Source organism: Rathayibacter sp. AY1C5, assembly GCF_002931705.1.
GTDB lineage: Bacteria > Actinomycetota > Actinomycetes > Actinomycetales > Microbacteriaceae > Rathayibacter.
The window spans coordinates 233,377-253,342 of the sequence record NZ_PSWD01000001.1 but is presented as its reverse complement, the minus strand read 5'-3'; the positions used below and the strand labels follow the sequence as shown (position 1 = coordinate 253,342).

Sequence of the window (19,966 nt, the reverse complement as noted above, 5' to 3'; positions counted from 1 at the left end):
TCGGTCGGCGGTCGTCGGCGGTCTCTCGGCGGCTGCTCACCGGTCGGCGGGATTCTCGACCAGGCAGTCGATCTCGATCCGGAGCTCCCCGTCGCGCGAGGTGTCGCGGAAGACGCCGACCTGAGCGATAGCCTCCCACGTCGCAGGATCGACGCCGCGCAAGGGCGCGCCTGAGGAGCGGAGCGTGATCGGCACGAGCAGTCCTCGGGCGGCCGTCCCGGCTCCGGGATCGCGGGGGCTGCCCGACTCGACGTGGAGGACCACGGCGAGCCCGGTCGCGCTGTCGGCGATCAGCCAGATCGCCGAGAGGAGCCCGTCGCGCTGCAGGTGTCCGAGGAGTCCGGCGGTGCCGTCCGGGTCGTCGAGCTCGACGAGCGGCGCGAGCAGCTCGGACTCGAGCACGGCGTGGTGCAGCCAGGTCTCGCGCCGCCCCTCGATGAGGTGGAGGCGGAGCTGGGTGGCGAGCGAGGTCGCATGGGCGGCGCGCTGGGCGTCGAGGGGCAGGCGGACCGAGCCGTCGCCCACCTCGGCGAGGAGGCGCTCGGCGGCGAGGTCGAGCCGTGCGAGCTCCTCCGAGGCGAGCATCCCGACCGCGTAGCGCGGGCCGAGCGTGGTGCTCTGCACGAGGGCGCGGTCGATCTCGAGCTGGACCATCCGGCGGAATCCGCGCATCATCACGACCACGACGACGGCCGGCGCGATCGTCACCACGAGGGCGCTGATGCGCACCGAGAGCGCGCCCGCGCCGCCCGACTCCATCGAGAGGAACGCGATCACCTCGGCGATCGCGACGAGGGCGCTCACCGCGAGGATCTCGATCCCGCGCCGGTGGACGATCAGCGCGGCGTGCGCGACGGCGCCCGCGACCGCGGCGGTGGGGACGGTGCGGGCCGCGCCGGAGTCGGTCACGGCCACCAGGTCGAGCACGACGGCGGCTCCGACGGCGACGAGGAAGCAGAGGTAGACCGGGAGCGGCAGGCGGCGTCCGCCGAGGTGGATCGCGAGGACGGTGGACCCGAAGGCCAGGACGACGAGGACCCAGGCGATCGCCGCGGGCGCGAGGTCGCTGTAGCGGGCGGAGGTCGAGAGGAAGATCAGCAGCTCGTAGGCGAGGATCGCGGCGGCGATGCCGTTGAGGCCGCTGCCGAGGTAGTTGGTGCCGAGCCCCTCCTGCTGTCGGCGGACCGAGCGGGCGGACCGGGAGGAGCGGCCGTGCGTCGCGGGCACGCGTCCCAGCAGCGGGGCCCGCGACTCCGGCGCGGGGCTCACTTGGGGACCTCCAGCACCACGGTCGTCCCCGATCCGGGGGCGCTGAACAGTCTGGTGCGGCCGCCGACGTCGCCGAGCCGGGCGATCACCGACTCCTTGAAGCCGAGCTTCGTGTCGGGGACGGTCGCGATGTCGAAGCCCGCGCCCGCGTCCGTGACCATCGCGCGGACGGTCGTCTCGTCCTCGGTGATCGTCACGTCGGCCGAGGCGACGCCGGAGTGGCGGCGCACGTTCTCGAGGCACTCCGCCAGGGCGAGGACGAAGGAGTCGAGGGCCGCGCCGGTGAGCGCCACCTGGCCGGAGCCGTGCCAGATCACGTCGAGCCCCATCCGGCCGAAGCGGTTGCGGACGGTCTCGAGGGTGTTGGCCGCGGGGGCGGAGGTGACGCTGGTCAGCTGGTAGGAGCCGGACGCGCTCGGGGTGGGGGTCCCGCCGAGCCGGAGCTGGCGCAGGAGCTGCGCGTCCTGCGCCGCCTGCTGCCGGAGCGCGTCGACCGACACTCCGCGGCCCGAGTGCGCGAGGAGCGTGAGGGTGGCCAGCACCGTGTCGTGCAGGAGCCGCGCACCCTGCCGGCGCTGCGCCTCCGTCTCGCTGGCGAGGCGCTCCACACGGTGCGCGTTGCCGATGCTGTCGATCCGCCGCACCACCCGAGGGACCGCTGTGCCGATCCAGAGGGCGAATCCGCAGAGCGTGCCCCAGGGCAGCAGGCTCTGGACGACCACGGTGGGGATCATGGTGCCGCTCGAGACGAGCACCGACGGGATCAGGCTCGGGAGGAGCACCGGCAGCAGCAGGAGCAGTCGGCGCGCGGACGTCGTCACGACCACGGCGATGCTCGCGGTCACGGCGTTCGCGGTGTTGACCAGGACGAACCCGGCGAAGTCGGCGCCCGGAGCGAGCCCAAGCGCGAGGCCCCAGCCCAGCAGCAGGCCGCCGACGGCGACGGCGATCACTCGGCTGCGGCGCCCCGTCCGGGCGAGCTCGACGTGGGCGGCCATCATGCCCAGGAGCAGCGCGACGGCGAACGGCACGGCGGCGGGCTGGAGCGTCCCGGGGATGAGGGCCATGCCGAGCGCCCCCGCCTCCGTGAGCAGGCCGATCCCGCAGGCGGAGTGGCGCAGCAGCCGGTCGCGCTCGCGGGCGCTGCGGATCATCGGCACGCTCTGGCCCCCTCCGGTCGTGGCGCGGGGCTGGCCCCCGTCTCACGATAGCCACTGCCCGGGCCGGTCGGAGCGGTTCGGGGCGTCGAACCGCGCCGGGGTCGGGCGGGTCAGGCCGTCGCGGGATGCGCCAGCAGCCGGGCGAGGTGCGCGCCGACCGCGTCGTCCTCGATGAGGAACCCGTCGTGGCCGAACGTCGAGGTGATCACCGCGACCTCTCCGCCGTCGAGGGCGCCGGGAGCGTGCGCCGCGATGAGCCGCTGGCCCTCGACCGGGAAGAGCCGGTCGCTGTCGATGCCGAGGACGAGGGTCGGGCTGGTGATCCGGGAGAGGGCGGCGGCCTCGCCGCCCCGGCCGCGGCCGACGTCGTGCGAGTTCATCGCCTCGACGAGCGTGATGTAGCTGTTCGCGTCGAAGCGGCGGGTGAACTTGTTGCCGTGGAAGTCGAGGTACGACTCCACGGCGAAGCGGCCGCCGCCGCCGAGCGGGCTGAGCCCCGACTGCCAGCTGCGCTCGAAGCGGTCGTTGAGCTCGGAGGGGCTGCGGTAGTTGAGCAGTGCCATCCGGCGGGCGAGCGCGAGGCCGTGGTACGGGCCCTGGCCGTCGCCGGCGTCGTAGTAGGAGCCGCCCGCGAAGGCCGCGTCGTTGCGGATCGCTTCGAGCTGCACGAAGTTGAGGGCGATCTGGTCGGCCGTGGCCCGCGGGGGAGCGGCGAGGACCGCGAGGCGCGCGACCCGCTCCGCGTGGTCGATCCCCCACTCCAGCGCCTGCATCCCGCCCATCGACCCGCCGATGACGGTGTGCCAGCGCTCGACGCCGAGCAGGTCGCTGAACTGCACCTGCGCTCGTACCTGGTCGCGGATGCTCGTGTACGGGAACCGTGCGCCCCACTCGTGGCCGTCGGGGGCGAGGGACGCGGGACCGGTGGAGCCCTGGCAGCCGCCGAGCATGTTCGGGGCGACCACGAAGAAGCGGTCGGTGTCGATCACGAGGCCGGGGCCGACGAGTCCCGACCACCAGCCGTCCGTCGCGTGGCCGGGATCGCCGCGGCCGAGCAGGTGGGAGTCGCCGGTCAGCGCGTGCAGGACGAGGACGGCGTTGTCGCGGCGCTCGTTCAGCGCGCCCCAGCTCTCGTAGGCGACGCGGGCGTGGGGGAGGCGGCCGCCCGCCTCGAAGTCGAACGGGCCGAGGTCGACGAAGCGGCGCCCGCCCGGGTGGTCGCCGTCGCGCCAGGCTCCGGTGGCGGGCGGCTTGCCGATGACCGAGAGGAGCTGGCGCTCGGTGACGAACGCCGACGGGACCGTGTCCTCGAGTGTCTGCTGCCAGTCCATAGCGCTGTCCATCGTGTCAGAGCGCCGCGGGGCGGAGCCGTTTGTTACGCCCTGCTCCCGCGCTCCTCCGCCCGCGCGCGGAGCGCCCCGACGCGATCCCCGCGGACGGGGACCCCGTCAGGGCGCCGAGGGGCCTCAGGCGTTCGCGCGGGAGGCCTCGACGACGGCGCGCGCGGCGCGGAGGGCCTGGTCGAGGTCGGCGCGGAGGTCGTCGACGTTCTCGAGTCCCACCGACAGGCGCACCAGGCCCGGAGTGACGCCGGCGGTCAGCTGCTGCTCGGGCGAGAGCTGCGAGTGCGTGGTCGACGCGGGGTGGATGACGAGCGAGCGGACGTCGCCGATGTTGGCCAGGTGCGAGAACAGCTCCAGCGAGTCGACGAAGGCCCGGCCGGCGTCCACTCCGCCCTTGAGCTCGAACGAGAGCACCGCGCCCACGCCCTTCGGCGCGTAGCGGTTGGCCGCGGCGTACCAGGGCGAGGTGGGCAGGCCCGAGTAGTTCACCGAGGCGATGTCGGAGTGGTTCTCGAGGTACTCCGCGATCTCCTGCGCGTTCTGCACGTGGCGCTCGATCCGGAGCGAGAGGGTCTCGATGCCCTGGATGAGCTGCCAGGCGCTCGCCGGGGCGATCGAGGCGCCGAGGTCGCGCAGCAGCTGCACGCGGGCCTTGATGATGTAGGCGAGGGAGTCGCCGACCGCGTCGGTGTAGACGGCACCGTGGTAGGACTCGTCCGGCGTGGTGAGGCCGGGGAAGCGCTCGGCGTTCGCGGTCCACGAGAAGCGGCCGCCGTCGACGATCGCTCCGCCGATGACCGTGCCGTGGCCGCCGAGGAACTTCGTCGCCGAGTGCACGATGATGTCCGCGCCGTGCTCGAAGGGGCGGATCAGGTAGGGCGTCGCGATGGTGTTGTCCACGATCAGGGGCACGCCGGCGTCGTGCGCGACATCGGCCACGGTGCGGATGTCGAGGATGTTGATCTTGGGGTTGCCGACGGTCTCGGCGAAGAACAGCTTCGTGTTCGGACGGACGGCGCGGCGCCACTCCTCGCGGTCGTCCTGGTTCTCGACGAAGGTCGTCTCGATGCCGAGCTTGGCGAGGGTGTACTTGAAGAGGTTGTAGGTGCCGCCGTAGATCGAGGACGACGAGACGATGTGGTCGCCGGCCTGGGCGATGTTCAGCACGGCCGCGGTCTCGGCGGCCTGGCCCGAGGCGAGCAGCAGGGCGCCGGAGCCGCCCTCGAGGGCGGTGAGCCGCTCCTCCACGACCGCCTGGGTCGGGTTCTGGATGCGGGTGTAGATGTTCCCGAACTCGGCCAGCGCGAACAGGTTCTGGGCGTGCTCCGCGTTGTCGAAGACGTAGGAGGTGGTCTGGTAGATCGGCGTCGCGCGGGCCTTGGTCACCGGGTCCGGCGCGGCGCCCGAGTGGATCTGCTTGGTCTCGAACTGCCACTTCTCGGAGTCGGTCATGGTGCTTCCCATCGGATTGTCGGGTCGGGGACGGGGCCGTTCTCCGTCGCGACGAGCGTACGCGGGGGCCCGCCGGGCGGCCAGGACCGCCGACACACTGGGTAACGGCCGTCAGCGCCGCTCGGGCTGCCGGTCGCGCTTGGCGCCCGTGGGGTCGGCGCGGTCCGGGCGCCGGGGCCTCTCGTCGGCCGCCGGGGCGAAGAGCCAGGCCGCGCGGGGCTCGACCAGCCGGTGGAAGACGGTGCGGGTCCAGCCGAGCGAGAGCACGACCGAGACCGCGATGCAGAACACGATCATCAGCACGAGGGCGAGCGTGCTCTCCGTCCGCGAGAGGATCCCGGACTCCCGCAGCGGATAGAGGACGAAGCTGTGGAGGAGGTAGACGTACATCGTCGACTGCCCCCAGGCGGTGAGCGGGGTGCGGCGGCGCGGAACCAGCGCGAAGAGCGCGAGCGAGAGCACGACCGCTCCGGCCATCAGGGCCAGCCGCACCAGCCCGGCCCACCACTGGGTCTCGCCGAGGGCGTCGTAGGGGCGGTCGTAGAAGAACCAGTAGCGCAGGTCCGCCGCTCGGAACGCCTCGATGTTGACGGTCATGACGACCGCCGTGACCGCGAAGAGGACGACGGCGAGGATCCGGGCGAGGAGCACCCGCGACGGCGGCTGATCGAGCCAGCGGTCGACGGCGGAGCGGCCGCCGGGGGCGAAGCCGCGCAGGCGCCAGCCGAACACGAAGAACGGCAGGATCCCGATCGCGCGCGCGAGCGAGAAGGTCGAGTCGATGTTGTCGTAGTAGCTGACCCCGACCGCGAGCACCACGCTGATCAGAAGCGGCCAGCGCAGCAGCGCCAGGTAGGGGAGGACGAGGCGGAAGATGCCCAGCGCGAGCAGGAACCACAGCGTCCAGCTCGGCTTCGTCGGGTTGAACTCCTGCTTCCCCTCGACCAGGAACTGCACCAGGGTCCAGATCGTCTCCATGATCAGGTAGGGCAGGAGGATGTCGGTCAGCACCCGCCGCATCGCACGCCCGCTCGGGGCGCCGCTCTTGGAGAAGTAGCCCGAGATGATCGCGAACGCCGGCATGTGGAAGGCGTAGATCGTCAGGTAGACGATGAGCGAGGTGTCGGAGTTGGCCGTCAGCCTCTGGACGCCGTGCCCGATCACGACGAGGGTCACGCAGACGAAGCGCGCGTTGTCCCAGAGGGGAACGCGGCGCTTCGGGGTGACGGCTGTCCCGGCGGTCGCGGGAACCGGGTCGGCGGGCGGCACGCGGCCAGACTAGCGTTGGGCTGCGACGACGGAGTCGAGGGTGTCCGAGGCTTGACGGAAGGGGACGGGCGTGGATCGACGCGTTGTCGTGACAGGAGCGAGTTCAGGGATCGGGGCGGCCGCGGTCCGCCTGTTCCGCGAGCACGGCTGGAAGGTCGTCGCCGTCGCGCGCCGGCGCGACCGGCTGGAGGCGCTCGCCGCCGAGACCGGCGCCGGGTACTTCGCCGCCGACCTCACCGACGCCGCCCAGGTCGACGCTCTGCGCGACCACCTCTCCTCCTCCGGGCCCGTGCACGCCCTCGTGAACAACGCGGGCGGCGCGCTCGGACTCGACTCGGTCGAGAGGTCCGACCCCGAGGACTGGCGCCGCATGTTCGAGATCAACGTGCTCTCGGTGAAGCTCGTGACCAGCGCGCTGCTCCCGCTGCTGCGGGCCGGGATCCGGGGGAGCGGCACCTCCGCGGACATCGTGACGGTCACCTCGATCGCCGGCCACGTCGCCTACGAGGGCGGAGGCGGGTACAACGCCGCCAAGCACGCCGCGCACGCGCTGGTCGCCGTGCTGCGGCTCGAGCTGGCCGGCGAGCCGATCCGCGTGATCGAGATCGCGCCGGGGATGGTGCACACGGACGAGTTCTCGCTGGTCCGCTTCCGCGGCGACCGGGAGCGCGCCGACGCGGTCTACGCCGAGGTCCCCGACCCGCTGGTCGCGGAGGACGTCGCCGCTGCGATCGTCTCCTCGGTGGAGCTCCCCGCCCACGTCAACCTCGACCTGGTGACCATCAAGCCGGTCGCGCAGGCGGCCCCGCACAAGGTCGCGAAGGGACCCCTGGCCCCGCGCGCCTGACCGATGTGACGCGGAGGCCCGCGACGGCCTAGCCTGTCCCTCATGGTTTCCGACGCCGACGACTCCGCCGCCCTCCTCGCCGCCACGGAGAAGGAGGTGCTCGGCTGGCTCGAGTTCGGCGACGCCGCTCGGCACCTGGCCGACGACGTGGTCGCGTCGGGCTACCGGCCGGAGCTGGTCGTCGCCATCGCGCGCGGCGGTCTGCTCCTCGCGGGCGCCGTGGCCTACGCGCTCGGCATCAAGAGCTGCGGCGCGCTGAACGTCGAGTTCTACACCGGCGTCGAGGCGCGCCTGGCGGAGCCCGTGGTGCTGCCGCCGCTGCTCGACGAGGCGTCCGTGCGCGGCAAGCGCATCCTCCTGGTCGACGACGTCTCCGACTCCGGCCACACCCTCGCCCTCTCGGTGAAGCTCATCCGCGCGATGGGTGCCGAGGTGCGCACCGTGACCCTCTACACGAAGCCGCGCACGGTGCTCGAGCCCGATTTCTTCTGGCGCCGCACCCCGCGCTGGATCGTCTTCCCCTGGTCGGCTCTGCCCCCGGTGGACGGAGCCCTCGCCGAGGACGACGAGTGAGCGTCCACCTCATCGGCGGCGGAGGCGGCGTCGAGCACGACCAGCAGCTGTACGGGGCGTTCCTCGCGGAGGCGCGCGCCCACGCGGTCGACGCCGGCCGGATCGAGGGCCCGCGCATCGCGATCGTCGTCGTCCACGACGGGCTCGGCCCGGAGGCCTACGCCGGCTACGCGGCACTGCTCGCGACGGTCGGCCCGCTCGACGCGTTCGCCGTGATGAAGCCGGAGGGCGGCCGGATCGATCCCGCGGTCTTCGACGACGTCGACGGGATCTTCGTCGGCGGAGGGCTGACCCCGGCCTACCGCGACGCGCTCGAGGCCTGCTTCCCGCGGCTGCGCGATCTCGTCTCCTCCGGAGTGCCGTACGCCGGCTACTCGGCGGGAGCTGCCGTCGCGGCCGACCGCGCCCTCGTCGGCGGCCACCGGATCGGCGGCGTCGCCGTCGTCCCGGAGGGCGCGGCGGAGGAGCTCGACGAGGTCACGGTGCTCGAGGGCATCGGCCTCATCGACGTGACGGTCGACGTGCATGCGGCGCAGTTGGGGACCCTCGGCCGCCTGGTCGCGGCCGTCGAGGCGGGCCTGGTCGACGGCGGCGTCGCGCTCGACGAGTCCACCGTGCTGATCGTCGGGACCGGCGCGCTCCGCGTCGGCGGCGCCGGCTCGGTGTGGCGCGTGAGCGGCAGCGACGCCGGAGTCGTCGTCGCGACGCTCGCGGCGGGCTGACCGGGTGGACCTAGCGGAGCTCGCGGCCTCGGGACTGATCGACAGGGGCTGGGCGGAGGCGCTCGCCCCCGTCGCCGGGGACATCGCCGCGATGGGCGACTTCCTCCGCGGCGAGGTCGCGGCCGGCCGGCCCTACCTCCCCGCGGGCCGCGACGTGCTCCGCGCCTTCGCCGCACCGCTCGCGGACGTGCGCGTCCTCATCGTCGGACAGGACCCGTACCCGACGCCCGGGCACCCGATCGGGCTGTCCTTCGCGGTCGAGCGCCACGTGCGCCCGCTGCCGAGGAGCCTGCAGAACATCCACCGCGAGCTCCGGGACGACCTCGGCGTCGAGCCGCCCGAGCACGGCGACGTCAGCGGCTGGACCTCGAGCGGCGTGATGCTGCTCAACCGGGTCCTCACCGTCGCCCCCGGCTCTCCCGCCTCGCACCGCGGGAAGGGCTGGGAGGCGGTCACCGAGCACGCGATCCGCACGCTGGCCGCCCGGGACGCGCCTCTCGTCGCGATCCTCTGGGGCCGCGACGCCGCGTCGCTCCGCCCGATGCTGGGGGAGGCCGGAGTGATCGAGAGCGCGCACCCCAGCCCGCTGTCGGCCTCGCGCGGCTTCTTCGGCTCCCGGCCGTTCAGCCGCGCCAATGCCCTCCTGGAGGAGCGCGGCGCGGAGCCGGTCGACTGGAGCGCTCTCGCGTGACCGGGCGCTCGCCCGCGGGGCGGCTACGCTGGCCCGGATCGATGGGCGGAGCCGAAGGGGAGCCGGATGCTTGAGGAAGAGTACGAGAGCCGGCGCGTCCTGCCGCCGCACCTGCGGAAGGCGCCGCCTCCCGAGCCCGGCTTCTCGTTCGAGATCCGCGACGCCCGCGACGCCGACCTCCCGGACATCCGCGAGATCTACAACCACTACGTGCGCAACACGGTGGTGACCTTCGACGAGGACGACTCGACGCTGAAGGAGTGGCGCACGAAGTTCTCCCGCAACCAGAAGCTCGGGCTGCCCTTCATCGTGGCCGTCTCGCCGTCGGGCCAGATCCTCGGCTACGCGATGGTGTCGCCGTGGTCCTCCAAGCGGGCGTATCGCTTCACCGTGGAGAACTCGATCTACCTGCGGGCGGCCTCCACCGGCAAGGGCCTCGGCCGGGCGCTGATGGCCGAGCTCCTCGAGCGCGCGAAGGCCGTGGGGATCCGTCAGATCATGGCCGTCATCGCCGACAAGGGCGCGGAGGCGTCGCTGGCGATGCACGCGCAGTTCGGATTCGTCGAGGTCGGCCGGATGGGCCGCGTCGGCTTCAAGTTCGAGCGCTGGCTCAGCACCGTCCTGCTGCAGAAGACCCTCAAGTAGGGCCGACCCGCCCCTGCGAATGCGCCTCATCGACAGGTGCCGGGGAGCGCGCCGTCCCTACACTGGACGGCATGGAATGGCTCGTCCCGCTCATCGTCGTCGTCGCGCTCGTCGTCATCCTCGGGGTCTACCTCTGGGCGACGTACAACTCGCTGGTCACCCTCAACGTCCGCGTGGACGAGGCGTGGAGCGACATCACCGTCCAGCTGAAGCGCCGTGCGGATCTGATCCCCAACGTGATCGACTCCGTGAAGGGCTACGCCTCGCACGAGCGCCAGGTCTTCGAGTCGGTGACGCAGGCTCGCGCCGAGACGCTGCAGGCCCAGGGCCCGGCGGAGGCGTCGGTCGCCGAGGACCACATGCAGAGCGCGCTGAAGTCGATCTTCGCGGTCGCGGAGGCGTACCCCCAGCTGCAGGCGAGCCAGAACTTCCTCCAGCTGCAGGGCGAGCTGGTCGACACCGAGGACAAGATCCAGTCGGCCCGGCGCTTCTACAACGGCGGCGTGCGCGAGATGAACACCAAGGTGAAGGTCTTCCCGAACACGCTCTTCTCGCGTCGGCTCGGCTTCTCGGAGCGCGAGTTCTTCGAGGTCGGCGATCTCGCCGCGATCTCGGAGCCCCCGCGCGTCCAGTTCTAGGCAGCCGCCGTGTACAGCGCGATCGCCCGCAACAAGCGCAACACGGTCCTGATCCTCGTCCTGTTCCTGGCGATCATCGGCGGCCTGGGCGCCCTGGCTGCAGCGGTCTACCGCAGCACGACGATCGTCGTGGTGGTGCTCGTGATCGCCGCCGGGTACGCGTTCTTCCAGTACTTCTTCGCCGCTCGCCAGGCGGTCGCGCTCAGCGGCGGCGTGGCGGTGGAGAAGGCGGACGAGCCGAGGCTGTACCGCATCGTCGAGAACCTCTCGATCGCGACGGGCACGCCGATGCCGAAGGTGTACCTGATCGACGACCCGGCGCCGAACGCGTTCGCGACCGGCCGTGATCCCGAGCACGCCGTCGTGGCTGCGACGACGGGCCTGCTCGCGATCATGGACGACGCCGAGCTGGAGGGCGTGATGGCCCACGAGCTGGGCCACGTCCGCAACTACGACATCCGCGTCTCGATGATCGTCTTCGGTCTCGTCGTCGCGGTGGGCTTCCTCTCGGACGCCTTCCTCCGCCTGGCCTTCTTCGGGCGGGGCGGCAACGGCAACGGCGGGGGCAACCCGGCGCTCCTGATCGTCGGGCTGGTGTCGATGGTCCTCGCGCCGATCGTCGCCTCGGTCGTGCAGCTCTCGATCTCCCGCCAGCGCGAGTACCTCGCCGATGCGACCAGCGCGCTGACGACCCGCCACCCCGACGCCCTCGCCCGCGCCCTGCTCAAGCTCGAGTCCGCGGGCCGGCCGATGCAGCGGCAGAACAGTTCGATGGCGCACCTCTGGATCGCCGACCCGTCGAAGCCGGGAGTGGTCGCGCGCCTCTTCGCGACCCACCCGCCGATCGCGAACCGCGTCGCCCGCCTCTCCGAGATGGGCTCGCGCTTCTAGCAGGCCGATCCGGCCGACGCCCCGTCGACGAGCGCCGCCCCGCACCGCATCCCGCTTCGGTCAGAGGTGCGCCCGTCACCGCGCCGGACGGGACGTCATCCGGTCGGAGCCGCGAGCGGACCGCCGTCGACGGTCGTCAGGTACTCGGCGAAGACCGGCGCCGGGTCGATGCCGCTCGCGGCCGCGTCGACCAGCGCCCGCCGGACCAGGGCGAGGACGACGGTGGCCAGGACGGCCGCCCGGTGCGGGGACGTGCGGCCGAGTCCCATCCGCTCCGCGAGGAACGGCGTCAGCGCCTCCTCGCCGTCGTGCAGCGACTGCGCCCAGACGGCGCGCATCGCCGAGGTCTCGGTGAGCAGGGGGATCAGCCGGAGGGTGCGGTCGAGCTGGGGACCGGAGGCCGCCGCGGCGAAGGCGTGACCGAGCGCCGCGTTCAGCGGCTCGGCGGCCGGTCGTTCGAGGAGGGCGCGTCCCATCGCGGCGATCGCGGCGGCGAGCACCGGGCGCACGCAGTCCTCCTTCCCGCCGAGGTACCGGTGGAAGGTCCGGAGGGAGACGCCGGCCGCATGGGCGAGCTCGCCCGTGCCGACCCCGACGACGCTCCCGCGCTCGAGCAGACGGGCGACGCAGCGCTCCGAGAGCGCCAGCGCCAGGACGCCGCCGGGCGCGCTCACGCGATCCTCCTCAGTGCTGCGGCGAGGGCGGCCGCGAGGTCGCCGCGACCGACGACCTCGACGGCGTCGAGGCCCTGCCAGGCCGCCGCCTCGACCAGCAGTGCGGCGAGCCGCTCCGGCGTGTCGGCCGGGGCCCCCGGCTCGAGCCAGGCGGCCTGCACGAGGAGGACCCGGCGCTTGCGGTCGCTCTTGAGGTCGACCCGGGCAGCGATCACGTCGTCGAGGAGCACGGGGAGGACGTAGTAGCCGTGGACCCGCTGCTCGGCCGGGGTGTAGATCTCGATCCGGTAATGGAAGCCGAAGAACAGCTCGGCCCTCGGCCGGTGCCAGACCACGGGGTCGAACGGCGAGAGGAGCGCGTCCGCCCGGAGCGTGCGGGGGCGTCGGGCGTCGACGTGCCGCCAGAGCGGCACGGGTCGCCCGCCCCGCTCCCAGCCGCGCACCTCGACGCGCTCGAGCTCGCCCGCCTCGACCAGCTCGTCGATCGCGACGCGCGTGGGGGACTGGAGCAGCCGGTGGTAGTCGGCCAGGTCGCCGAGGGTGCCGATCCCGTGGGCCCGGGCCGCCCGGCGCACGAGCTCGCGGACGGCGTCGGGGAGGGGCACGTCGGCGTCGAGCACCGCGCTCGGGAGGAGCCGCTCGGCGAGACCGTAGGAGCGCTCGAAGCGCGTGCGCCCCGCCGTCACCACCTCGCCCCAGCGGAACAGGACCTCGAGGCCGCGCTTGATGTCGGACCAGCCCCACCAGGGGCCCGTGCGGACGTTGGCCTCGTGCTCGATCTCGGAGGCGCGGAGGGGACCGTCGGCGAGCGCGGAGCGGAGCCAGTCGAGGGTGGCGCGGTTCTCGTGGGCCCAGCCCTCGTGCTCGGGCAGGCGGACCCGGCGGTAGTGCTCCATCCGCCAGCGGTAGAGCAAGAGGTCCTCGCGGCGGACGAGGGCGGCCTCGTGGGCCCAGTACTCGAGGTAGGGGCCGTCGGGGGAGAAGGCCGCGGCGTCGAGGAGGGAGCGATCGTACGGGCCGAGCCGCGCGAGCAGCGGCAGGTAGTGGCTCCGCTCGAAGACGTTCACCGAGTCGAGCTGGAGCGGGCGGATCCGGTCCACGGCGGCCCGCACCCGGCGCGCGTCGACCCGGGAGGGACGGGGGACGCCGAACCCCTGCGCCGCCAGGGCGATGCGGCGCGCCATCGCGGGGGAGAGCTGCTCGGTCATGGTCCGCCCACGCTAGCGAACGCCCCCGACATCGCCGTCCCCGATTCGGCGCCCGGCGTTCGCCCGGCATTCACCGCCGCGCTCCCTCGCCGACTCGCGGCGCTCCTACCGTGCCCGAGGCCGTCCCACCGGGGCGGCTCACCCGACTCCTGGAGGACCCTTGACCATTCAGCGCCTGTCGCGCACCGCCGCGGTCGCCGCCGCCGGCACCGCCCTCGTCTTCACGCTCTCGGCCTGCTCCGGCGGCGCCACCGCCTCGTCCGACGGCGGCGGCGCGGACGCGGCGTCCGCCACATCCGCCGCGGACCTCGGCGGGCTGGACGCCCTGGTCGAGGCGGCGAAGGCCGAGGGCGAGCTCAACGTCATCGCCCTGCCCGACACCTGGGCGAACTACGGCGAGCTGATCAGCGGCTTCGAGGACGAGTACGGCATCACCGTGAACTCCGCCGACCCCGACGTCTCCTCCGCGGAGGAGATCAGCACGGCGGAGAACCTCGCCGGGCAGGACACCGCTCCCGACGTGTTCGACCTGGGGCCGGCCGTCGCTCTGGCGAACACGGACATGTTCGCGCCGTACAAGGTCGAGTCCTGGGACGACATCCCCGAGGGGAACAAGGAGGAGTCGGGCCTCTGGGTCAACGACTACACCGGCCTGATGTCGATCGGGTTCGACGCGGCCGCGGTGCCTGCGCCCGCGTCGCTCGAGGACCTCCTCGGCGCCGACTACCGCGGCTCGGTCGCGATCAACGGCGACCCGACCCAGGCGGGAGCCGCCGCGGCCGCAGTGCAGCTCGCGGCTCTCCAGTCCGGCGGCTCCGCCGACGACGTCCAGGCGGGGATCGACTTCTTCGAGAAGCTGAACGACGCCGGCAACTTCCTGCCGCTGGACCCGACCGACGCCACCATCGCCTCGGGCGAGACCCCGGTCGTCTTCGACTGGAGCTACAACAACCTCGCCGCCGGGAAGGCGAACGAGGGCACCCGCGAGTGGACGACGACCGTCCTCCCGGGCTCCGCCGTCGGCAGCTACTACAACCAGGCGGTCAACGCCGACGCTCCGCACCCCGCGGCCGCGCGGCTCTGGCAGGAGTACCTCTACTCCGACGCCGCGCAGAACCTCTACCTCGCCGCCGGCGCCTACCCGGTACGCCTGGCCGCGATGACCGAGGCCGGCACGGTCGACCAGGACGCGCTCGACGCCGTCGGCGCCGCTCCCTCCGACCTCGTCCAGTTCACGGAGGAGCAGACCGAGGCGGCCTCGTCGCTCCTCGCCAAGAAGTGGGCCGCGGCGATCCAGTGACCACCGCTCCCGCCGAGGCCGTCTCCGGGGCGTCCGCGCTCCGGGGACGGCGCGGCACCCCGGCCGTGCTGGGCGTCGCCCCCTTCGCGCTCTACGTCCTGCTGTTCCTGGCCGTCCCCACGGTCCTCGCGGTGGCGACCGGATTCACGGACGGAGGCGGCCGCTTCACCACGGCTAACGTGCTCGCGCTCGGGGATCCCGTCGTGCTGTCCGCCTTCGGCGCGTCGCTCGGGCTCTCGGCCGTGACCGCCGTCGTCGGCGCGGTGCTGGGCGCGGTCGTGTGCCTGGCCCTGCTCGGCTCCGATCCGCGCGGGGCGCTCCGGACCGTCGTCGATGCGGCGGCGAGCGTCCTCGCGCAGTTCGGCGGTGTGATGCTCGCGTTCGCCTTCATCGCGACGATCGGCGTGCAGGGGCTGGTGACCACCCTCCTCGCGGGAGCGGGCGTCGACCTCTACGCCGACGGCGTGTGGCTCTACCAGCTTCCCGGGCTCGTCCTGCCCTACCTCTACTTCCAGGTGCCCCTGATGGTGCTCACGTTCCTGCCCGCGCTCGAGGGTCTGCGCCCGGAGTGGGCCGAGGCGAACGCGGTGCTCGGCGGGGGCCGGCTCGGCTACTGGCTGCACGTCGCCCTCCCGGTGCTGGCGCCGTCGTTCCTCGGCTGCGTGCTGCTGCTGTTCGCGAACGCGTTCTCCTCCTTCGCCACCGCGGCGGCGCTGATCAGCCAGGGCGCGCAGATCGTCCCGCTGCAGATCCGCGCCGCGCTGGTCAGCGAGACGGTGCTGGGCCGTGAGAACCTCGCGGGCGCCCTCGCGCTCGGGATGCTCGCGGTGATGGTGGTCCTGATGTCCGGGTACGCGCTGCTGCAGCGCCGGGCCCGGCGGTGGCAGCGATGAGGCCCGCGCGGCTCCTGTCCGGGGCGGTGCTCGTGATCACCGGGCTGGTGTTCGCCGTTCCGATCGTCGCGATGGCGGAGTTCACGCTCCGCGGCGCCGACGGCCACGACCTCTCGCACTGGACGGCGATCCTCGACCCGGAGAACGAGCGCGCCTACCGCTCGCTGTTCCAGGGGATCGGCAACTCGCTGGTCCTCGCCGTCGTCACCGCCCTCATCGTCCTGGTCCTGCTGGTGCCGACGATGCTGCTCGTCGAGATCCGGCTCCCGCGCCTGCGCCGGGCTCTGGAGCTGGTCTGCCTGCTCCCGCTGACCGTGCCCGCCATCGTCCTCGTCGTCGGCCTCGCGCCGGTCTACTCCGTGGTCACCGAGCTCGCCGGCTCCGCGCCGTGGACGCTCGCTCTCGCCTACGGGGTGCTGGTCCTGCCCTACGCCTACCGCGCCGTGGCGGCGGACCTCGCCGGTCTCGACGCCGTGACGCTCTCGGAGGCGGCCCGCTCGCTCGGCGCGGGCCCGCTCGCGGTGCTCGGGAGGGTCCTCCTGCCGAACCTGCGCCGGGGCCTGGTCGCGGCCGCGCTGATCACCGTCGCAGTCGTTCTCGGCGAGTACACGATCGCCTCGCTCCTCAGCCGCACCACCCTCCAGACCGGCCTGGTGCAGGTGTCGAAGTCCGACGCCTACGTCGCCGTGATCTTCTCGCTGCTCTCGCTCCTCTTCGCCTTCGCCCTCCTGCTCGGGATCGGCCGCCTCGCGCGGATCGGCCTGCCGACGGGCCGGGCCCGCTCCTCGAAAGGCTCCTCGTGACCGCTCCCACCCTCCCCGGCGCCCGCGTGCGCTTCGTCGACGTGGAGCGGCACTACGGCTCCGCGCGAGCGCTCGACGGCGTCTCGTTCGACGTGGCCCCGGGTGAGTTCATCGCGCTGCTCGGCCCCTCCGGCTGCGGCAAGACCACAGCCCTGCGCGCCCTCAGCGGTCTCGAGCGGATCGACGCGGGGCGGATCCTCGTCAACGAGGAGGACGTCGCCCACGTCCCCGTCGCGAAGCGCGACATGGGCATGGTCTTCCAGTCGTACTCGCTCTTCCCGCACCTGCGGGCGCGCGAGAACGTCGAGTTCGGGCTGCGCACCCGGGGAGTCGGGGCGCGCGAGCGCCGGGCGGCCGCGGGGGAGGCGCTGGAGGTCGTGGGCCTCGGCGCCCTCGGCGACCGCTACGCGCACGAGCTCTCCGGCGGCCAGCAGCAGCGGGTGGCGCTCGCGCGCGCCCTCGTCACGCGGCCGCGGGTGCTGCTGCTGGACGAGCCCCTGTCGGCCCTGGACGCGAAGGTCCGCGTCCAGCTGCGCGACGAGATCAAGCGCCTGCAGTCCGAGATCGGCATCACCACGTTCTTCGTCACGCACGACCAGGAGGAGGCGCTCGCCGTCGCCGACCGCGTCGCGGTGATGAACGCCGGGCGGATCGAGCAGCTGGGTGCACCGGAGGACCTCTACGCGCGCCCGGCGACCGCCTTCACGGCCCGCTTCGTCGGCCTCTCGACGGTGGTCGCGGGGACGGTCTCGTCGGGATCGGTCCTCGCGCTCGGCGTGCGCCTGCCGCTCGTCGACGCGGCGGCGGCCGACGGGCCCGTGTCGGTGTTCCTCCGCCCCGAGGACCTCGCCGTCGTGGCCGACGGCGCTCCCGACTCCCTGCCCGGAGTCGTCCTCGCCTCGAGCTTCCTGGGGCCGGTGCGGCGCTCGACAGTCCGGCTGTCGACGGGCGAGGAGGTCACCGTCCAGCACGCGTCGGGGCACCGCCTCGAGCCGGGGGAGCGGGTCGGCGTGCTGCCCGCGCGGCGCCCGGTCGCCGTCGGTCCGGCACCGGAGCAGGCGGCGGTCGGCGCCGCCGCATGAGCACTCCCCGGGGATACCGCGCGGGGTATGCGCCGGGGCCTAGTCTGGGCAGATGAGACTCGGCAGGTCCCGCCGCACCTCCGGCCCGCGCGCCGTCCAGCCCGCCGCGCCCGCCGCCCCGGCCGCCCCCTCCCGGCCCGCTCCCGTCGCCGATTCGGCCTTCGTGAGCGACGGGATGCGCATCGCCGGCGCCTGGGCCTGGCGCGTCCTCGTCGTGGTCGCGGCGCTCGCGGTGCTGGTGCTGCTCGTCATCGAGCTGCGGCTGATCGTCATCCCGCTCCTGCTCGCGATCGTGATCGCCGCCCTGCTCGTGCCGTTCTCGAGCTTCCTCCAGCGCCACCGCTGGCCCAAGTGGGCCGCCGTCGTCCTGGCGGAGCTGGGGATCGTCGTGGTGATCGGCGGGCTCCTCTTCCTCGTCGTCACCCAGGTCTACTCCGGCTTCGACGATCTCAGCCGGCAGACGGTGCAGTCCTACGACGACTTCAAGGCCTTCCTCCTCGAGTCGCCGCTCCACCTCACCGAGACCGACATCAACCAGTACGCGCAGCAGGCCCTCACGGCCCTGCAGCAGGACTCGGGGATGCTGGTCAGCGGCGCGCTCAGCGTCGGCTCGACCGTCGGCCACCTGCTGACGGGCGTGCTGCTCACCCTCTTCTCGACGCTGTTCATCCTCATCGACGGGCCGAACATCTGGAGCTGGGTCGTCCGCCTCTTCCCGCGTCGCGCCCGCGGAGCCGTCGACGGCGCCGGCCGCGCGGGGTGGGTGACGCTGACCAACTTCGTGAAGGTGCAGATCCTGGTCGCCTTCGTCGACGCGGTCGGCATCGGCCTCGGCTCCTTCCTCCTCGGCGTCCCGCTGGCCATCCCGATCGGCGTGCTCGTCTTCCTCGGCTCCTTCGTGCCGGTCATCGGCGCCGTGGTGACCGGGGCGCTGGCCGTCTTCATCGCGCTGGTCTACAACGGACCGCTGATCGCGCTGTTCCTGCTGATCGTCGTCCTCGCGGTGCAGCAGCTCGAGGGCCACATCCTCCAGCCGCTGATCATGGGGTCGGCGGTCAAGGTCCACCCGCTGGCCGTCGTGCTCGCGGTGGCAGGAGGCTCGATCATCGGCGGCATCGCCGGCGCCTTCTTCGCGGTGCCCGTCGTGGCCACGCTCAACGTCATGGTCAAGTACGTCGCGAGCGGAGCCTGGCGCTCGCCGACCCGAACCCCCGAGAGAGTTGCCGCAGAGCATGCAGACTAGCCGCGTCGTCGGACCCGCCCTCCACGAGTTCGAGGCGGCCCGCGTCGTCCTCGCCCCCGTCATCGCCGCCACCCCCATGGAGACGAGCACCTTCCTCGCGCAGGTCCTCGGCTCGCCCGTGTTCCTCAAGTGCGAGAACCTCCAGCGCACCGGCTCCTATAAGATCCGCGGAGCCGTGTTCCGGATGTCGCGGCTCACCCCGGAGGAGCGGGCCCGCGGAGTCGTGGCGGCCTCGGCCGGCAACCACGCGCAGGGCGTCGCCTACGCGGCGCGGGAGCTGGGGATCAAGGCCACGATCTTCATGCCGATCGGCGTCGCGCTGCCCAAGCTCGCGGCCACCCGTGACTACGGCGCTGACGTGGTGCTGAGCGGGCACATCTTCAACGAGGCGCTCGCGGCGGCGGCGGAGTTCGCCGAGCGCACCGGCGCGGTCTTCGTTCCTCCCTACGACCACCCCGACGTGATCACCGGGCAGGGCACGGTCGGCCTCGAGATCCTCGAGCAGGCCCCCGCCGTCGAGACCATCGTGGTGCCCATCGGCGGGGGCGGCCTCATCGCCGGGGTCGCATCGGCGGCCAAGCAGAAGGCGGCCGAGGAGGGGCGCACGCTCCGCGTCATCGGCGTGCAGGCGGCCAACGCGGCGCCGTACCCGCTCTCGCTCGCGAGCGGTGAGCCGACCGCGATCACGATCTCTCCGACGATCGCCGACGGCATCGCCGTGGCGAAGCCGGGGCAGCTGAACTTCGCGATCGTCCGCGAGATGGTGGACGAGGTCGTCACCGTCGAGGACGACGACATCGCCCGGGCCCTGCTGGTGCTGCTGGAGCGGGCGAAGCTCGTGGTGGAGCCCGCGGGCGCGGTGGGCATCGCGGCGATCCTGACGGGGAAGATCCGCGACGCCGGAGCGACCGCGGTCATCCTGTCGGGCGGCAACATCGATCCGCTGATGATGGAGCGGGTGATCAGCCGGGGCCTGGCCGCGTCGGAGCGCTACCTCAAGATGAGCATCGGGCTGCCGGATCGTCCGGGGCAGCTGTCGCGCATCGCGGAGCTCATCTCGGAGGCGAACGCGAACGTGGTCGAGGTGCTGCACACCCGGCACGGCCGGGGCCTGCAGATCAGCGAGGTCGAGATCGAGATCAGCGTCGAGACCCGCGGCCCCGAGCATGCCGACCGGGTCATCAAGGTCCTCACCGACGCCGGCTACGCCCCCCGCATCTCCCGCAACTGACCGCTCGAGGGCGCCGCGGTGTTCTCCGCAGA

The 19,966-nt window shown here is 72.9% G+C and carries 20 protein-coding genes; 13 read left to right on the top strand and 7 right to left on the bottom strand.

Annotation, left to right across the window (positions count from 1 at the left end; translation table 11 throughout):
• Positions 1-36: 36 nt before the first annotated feature.
• The 5 genes from C5C57_RS01175 to C5C57_RS01155 form a co-directional block, all read right to left on the bottom strand.
• Complete coding sequence (locus C5C57_RS01175) at positions 37-1,227, bottom strand: hypothetical protein (RefSeq protein WP_146082321.1); 1,191 nt, start codon at positions 1,225-1,227, stop codon at positions 37-39.
• Between the two features lie 38 nt (positions 1,228-1,265).
• Positions 1,266-2,423 (bottom strand): sensor histidine kinase, encoded by a 1,158-nt coding sequence (locus tag C5C57_RS01170; protein WP_104224445.1) that lies wholly within the window; start codon positions 2,421-2,423, stop codon positions 1,266-1,268.
• A gap of 116 nt (positions 2,424-2,539) precedes the next feature.
• On the bottom strand, positions 2,540-3,760 hold the full coding sequence (locus C5C57_RS01165) for a homoserine O-acetyltransferase (RefSeq protein ID WP_104297187.1): 1,221 nt from the start codon (positions 3,758-3,760) through the stop codon (positions 2,540-2,542).
• A gap of 135 nt (positions 3,761-3,895) precedes the next feature.
• Positions 3,896-5,224, bottom strand: a complete 1,329-nt coding sequence (locus tag C5C57_RS01160; RefSeq protein WP_104237865.1) for a bifunctional o-acetylhomoserine/o-acetylserine sulfhydrylase — start codon at positions 5,222-5,224, stop codon at positions 3,896-3,898.
• Between the two features lie 111 nt (positions 5,225-5,335).
• The gene (locus C5C57_RS01155) at positions 5,336-6,493 is read right to left on the bottom strand and encodes an acyltransferase family protein (protein WP_104297186.1); all 1,158 of its coding nucleotides are present in this window, start codon (positions 6,491-6,493) and stop codon (positions 5,336-5,338) included.
• Between the two features lie 70 nt (positions 6,494-6,563).
• Between C5C57_RS01155 and C5C57_RS01150 the strand changes: the two genes are divergently transcribed.
• From C5C57_RS01150 to C5C57_RS01120, 7 genes are all read left to right on the top strand, one after another.
• Positions 6,564-7,340, top strand: coding sequence for an SDR family NAD(P)-dependent oxidoreductase (locus tag C5C57_RS01150; protein WP_258072719.1), 777 nt, complete (start codon positions 6,564-6,566; stop codon positions 7,338-7,340).
• Positions 7,341-7,382: 42 nt separating this feature from the next.
• Entirely contained in the window at positions 7,383-7,913 is a 531-nt protein-coding gene (locus tag C5C57_RS01145) for a phosphoribosyltransferase (RefSeq protein WP_104224441.1), read from the top strand.
• Positions 7,910-8,635 (top strand): peptidase S51, encoded by a 726-nt coding sequence (locus C5C57_RS01140; protein WP_104297184.1) that lies wholly within the window; start codon positions 7,910-7,912, stop codon positions 8,633-8,635. The genes C5C57_RS01145 and C5C57_RS01140 overlap by 4 nt, the downstream gene beginning before the upstream one ends.
• 4 nt (positions 8,636-8,639) lie before the next feature.
• On the top strand, positions 8,640-9,326 hold the full coding sequence (locus C5C57_RS01135) for a uracil-DNA glycosylase (protein ID WP_104297183.1): 687 nt from the start codon (positions 8,640-8,642) through the stop codon (positions 9,324-9,326).
• Positions 9,327-9,392: 66 nt separating this feature from the next.
• A complete protein-coding gene (locus C5C57_RS01130; protein WP_104224438.1) occupies positions 9,393-9,971 on the top strand; it encodes a GNAT family N-acetyltransferase in 579 nt (192 codons plus the stop codon).
• 71 nt (positions 9,972-10,042) lie between these two features.
• The gene (locus C5C57_RS01125) at positions 10,043-10,609 is read left to right on the top strand and encodes a LemA family protein (protein WP_104225511.1); all 567 of its coding nucleotides are present in this window, start codon (positions 10,043-10,045) and stop codon (positions 10,607-10,609) included.
• 9 nt (positions 10,610-10,618) lie between these two features.
• Complete coding sequence (locus C5C57_RS01120) at positions 10,619-11,500, top strand: M48 family metalloprotease (RefSeq protein ID WP_104297182.1); 882 nt, start codon at positions 10,619-10,621, stop codon at positions 11,498-11,500.
• A 95-nt stretch (positions 11,501-11,595) separates the two neighbouring features.
• Here C5C57_RS01120 and C5C57_RS01115 read toward each other — a convergent pair whose 3' ends face one another.
• Together C5C57_RS01115 and C5C57_RS01110 are read right to left on the bottom strand one after the other, a co-directional pair.
• Positions 11,596-12,174: a TetR/AcrR family transcriptional regulator gene (locus C5C57_RS01115; protein ID WP_104224435.1), complete on the bottom strand. Its 579-nt coding sequence runs from the start codon at positions 12,172-12,174 to the stop codon at positions 11,596-11,598.
• On the bottom strand, positions 12,171-13,382 hold the full coding sequence (locus C5C57_RS01110) for a winged helix-turn-helix domain-containing protein (protein WP_104297181.1): 1,212 nt from the start codon (positions 13,380-13,382) through the stop codon (positions 12,171-12,173). Before C5C57_RS01110 ends, C5C57_RS01115 begins: the two co-directional genes overlap by 4 nt.
• Positions 13,383-13,542: 160 nt before the next feature.
• On the opposite strand from C5C57_RS01110, the gene C5C57_RS01105 reads away from it, so the two are divergent.
• From C5C57_RS01105 to ilvA, 6 genes are read left to right on the top strand one after another with little or no spacing between them, the layout of a single operon-like run.
• Entirely contained in the window at positions 13,543-14,682 is a 1,140-nt protein-coding gene (locus C5C57_RS01105; protein WP_104297180.1) for an ABC transporter substrate-binding protein, read from the top strand.
• The gene (locus tag C5C57_RS01100) at positions 14,679-15,575 is read left to right on the top strand and encodes an ABC transporter permease subunit (protein ID WP_104297224.1); all 897 of its coding nucleotides are present in this window, start codon (positions 14,679-14,681) and stop codon (positions 15,573-15,575) included. The genes C5C57_RS01105 and C5C57_RS01100 overlap by 4 nt, the downstream gene beginning before the upstream one ends.
• Positions 15,572-16,378, top strand: a complete 807-nt coding sequence (locus C5C57_RS01095) for an ABC transporter permease (RefSeq protein WP_104297179.1) — start codon at positions 15,572-15,574, stop codon at positions 16,376-16,378. The genes C5C57_RS01100 and C5C57_RS01095 overlap by 4 nt, the downstream gene beginning before the upstream one ends.
• Entirely contained in the window at positions 16,375-17,460 is a 1,086-nt protein-coding gene (locus C5C57_RS01090) for an ABC transporter ATP-binding protein (RefSeq protein ID WP_104297178.1), read from the top strand. Before C5C57_RS01095 ends, C5C57_RS01090 begins: the two co-directional genes overlap by 4 nt.
• Positions 17,461-17,512: 52 nt before the next feature.
• Positions 17,513-18,703: an AI-2E family transporter gene (locus tag C5C57_RS01085; RefSeq protein WP_104246634.1), complete on the top strand. Its 1,191-nt coding sequence runs from the start codon at positions 17,513-17,515 to the stop codon at positions 18,701-18,703.
• Positions 18,693-19,934, top strand: coding sequence for a threonine ammonia-lyase (gene ilvA, locus C5C57_RS01080; protein WP_104297177.1), 1,242 nt, complete (start codon positions 18,693-18,695; stop codon positions 19,932-19,934). Before C5C57_RS01085 ends, ilvA begins: the two co-directional genes overlap by 11 nt.
• Positions 19,935-19,966: the final 32 nt, after the last annotated feature.

What these genes read in the sequence shown, in the direction of transcription:
- C5C57_RS01170 (WP_104224445.1), bottom strand. Translation starts at nt 2,423, where the DNA reads ATGATCCGCAGCGCCCGCGAGCGCGACCGGCTGCTGCGCCACTCCGCC.
- C5C57_RS01165 (WP_104297187.1), bottom strand. Translation starts at nt 3,760, where the DNA reads ATGGACTGGCAGCAGACACTCGAGGACACGGTCCCGTCGGCGTTCGTC.
- C5C57_RS01160 (WP_104237865.1), bottom strand. Translation starts at nt 5,224, where the DNA reads ATGACCGACTCCGAGAAGTGGCAGTTCGAGACCAAGCAGATCCACTCG.
- C5C57_RS01145 (WP_104224441.1), top strand. Translation starts at nt 7,383, where the DNA reads ATGGTTTCCGACGCCGACGACTCCGCCGCCCTCCTCGCCGCCACGGAG.
- C5C57_RS01130 (WP_104224438.1), top strand. Translation starts at nt 9,393, where the DNA reads ATGCTTGAGGAAGAGTACGAGAGCCGGCGCGTCCTGCCGCCGCACCTG.
- C5C57_RS01125 (WP_104225511.1), top strand. Translation starts at nt 10,043, where the DNA reads ATGGAATGGCTCGTCCCGCTCATCGTCGTCGTCGCGCTCGTCGTCATC.
- C5C57_RS01110 (WP_104297181.1), bottom strand. Translation starts at nt 13,382, where the DNA reads ATGACCGAGCAGCTCTCCCCCGCGATGGCGCGCCGCATCGCCCTGGCG.
- C5C57_RS01095 (WP_104297179.1), top strand. Translation starts at nt 15,572, where the DNA reads ATGAGGCCCGCGCGGCTCCTGTCCGGGGCGGTGCTCGTGATCACCGGG.
- C5C57_RS01085 (WP_104246634.1), top strand. Translation starts at nt 17,513, where the DNA reads ATGAGACTCGGCAGGTCCCGCCGCACCTCCGGCCCGCGCGCCGTCCAG.
- ilvA (WP_104297177.1), top strand. Translation starts at nt 18,693, where the DNA reads ATGCAGACTAGCCGCGTCGTCGGACCCGCCCTCCACGAGTTCGAGGCG.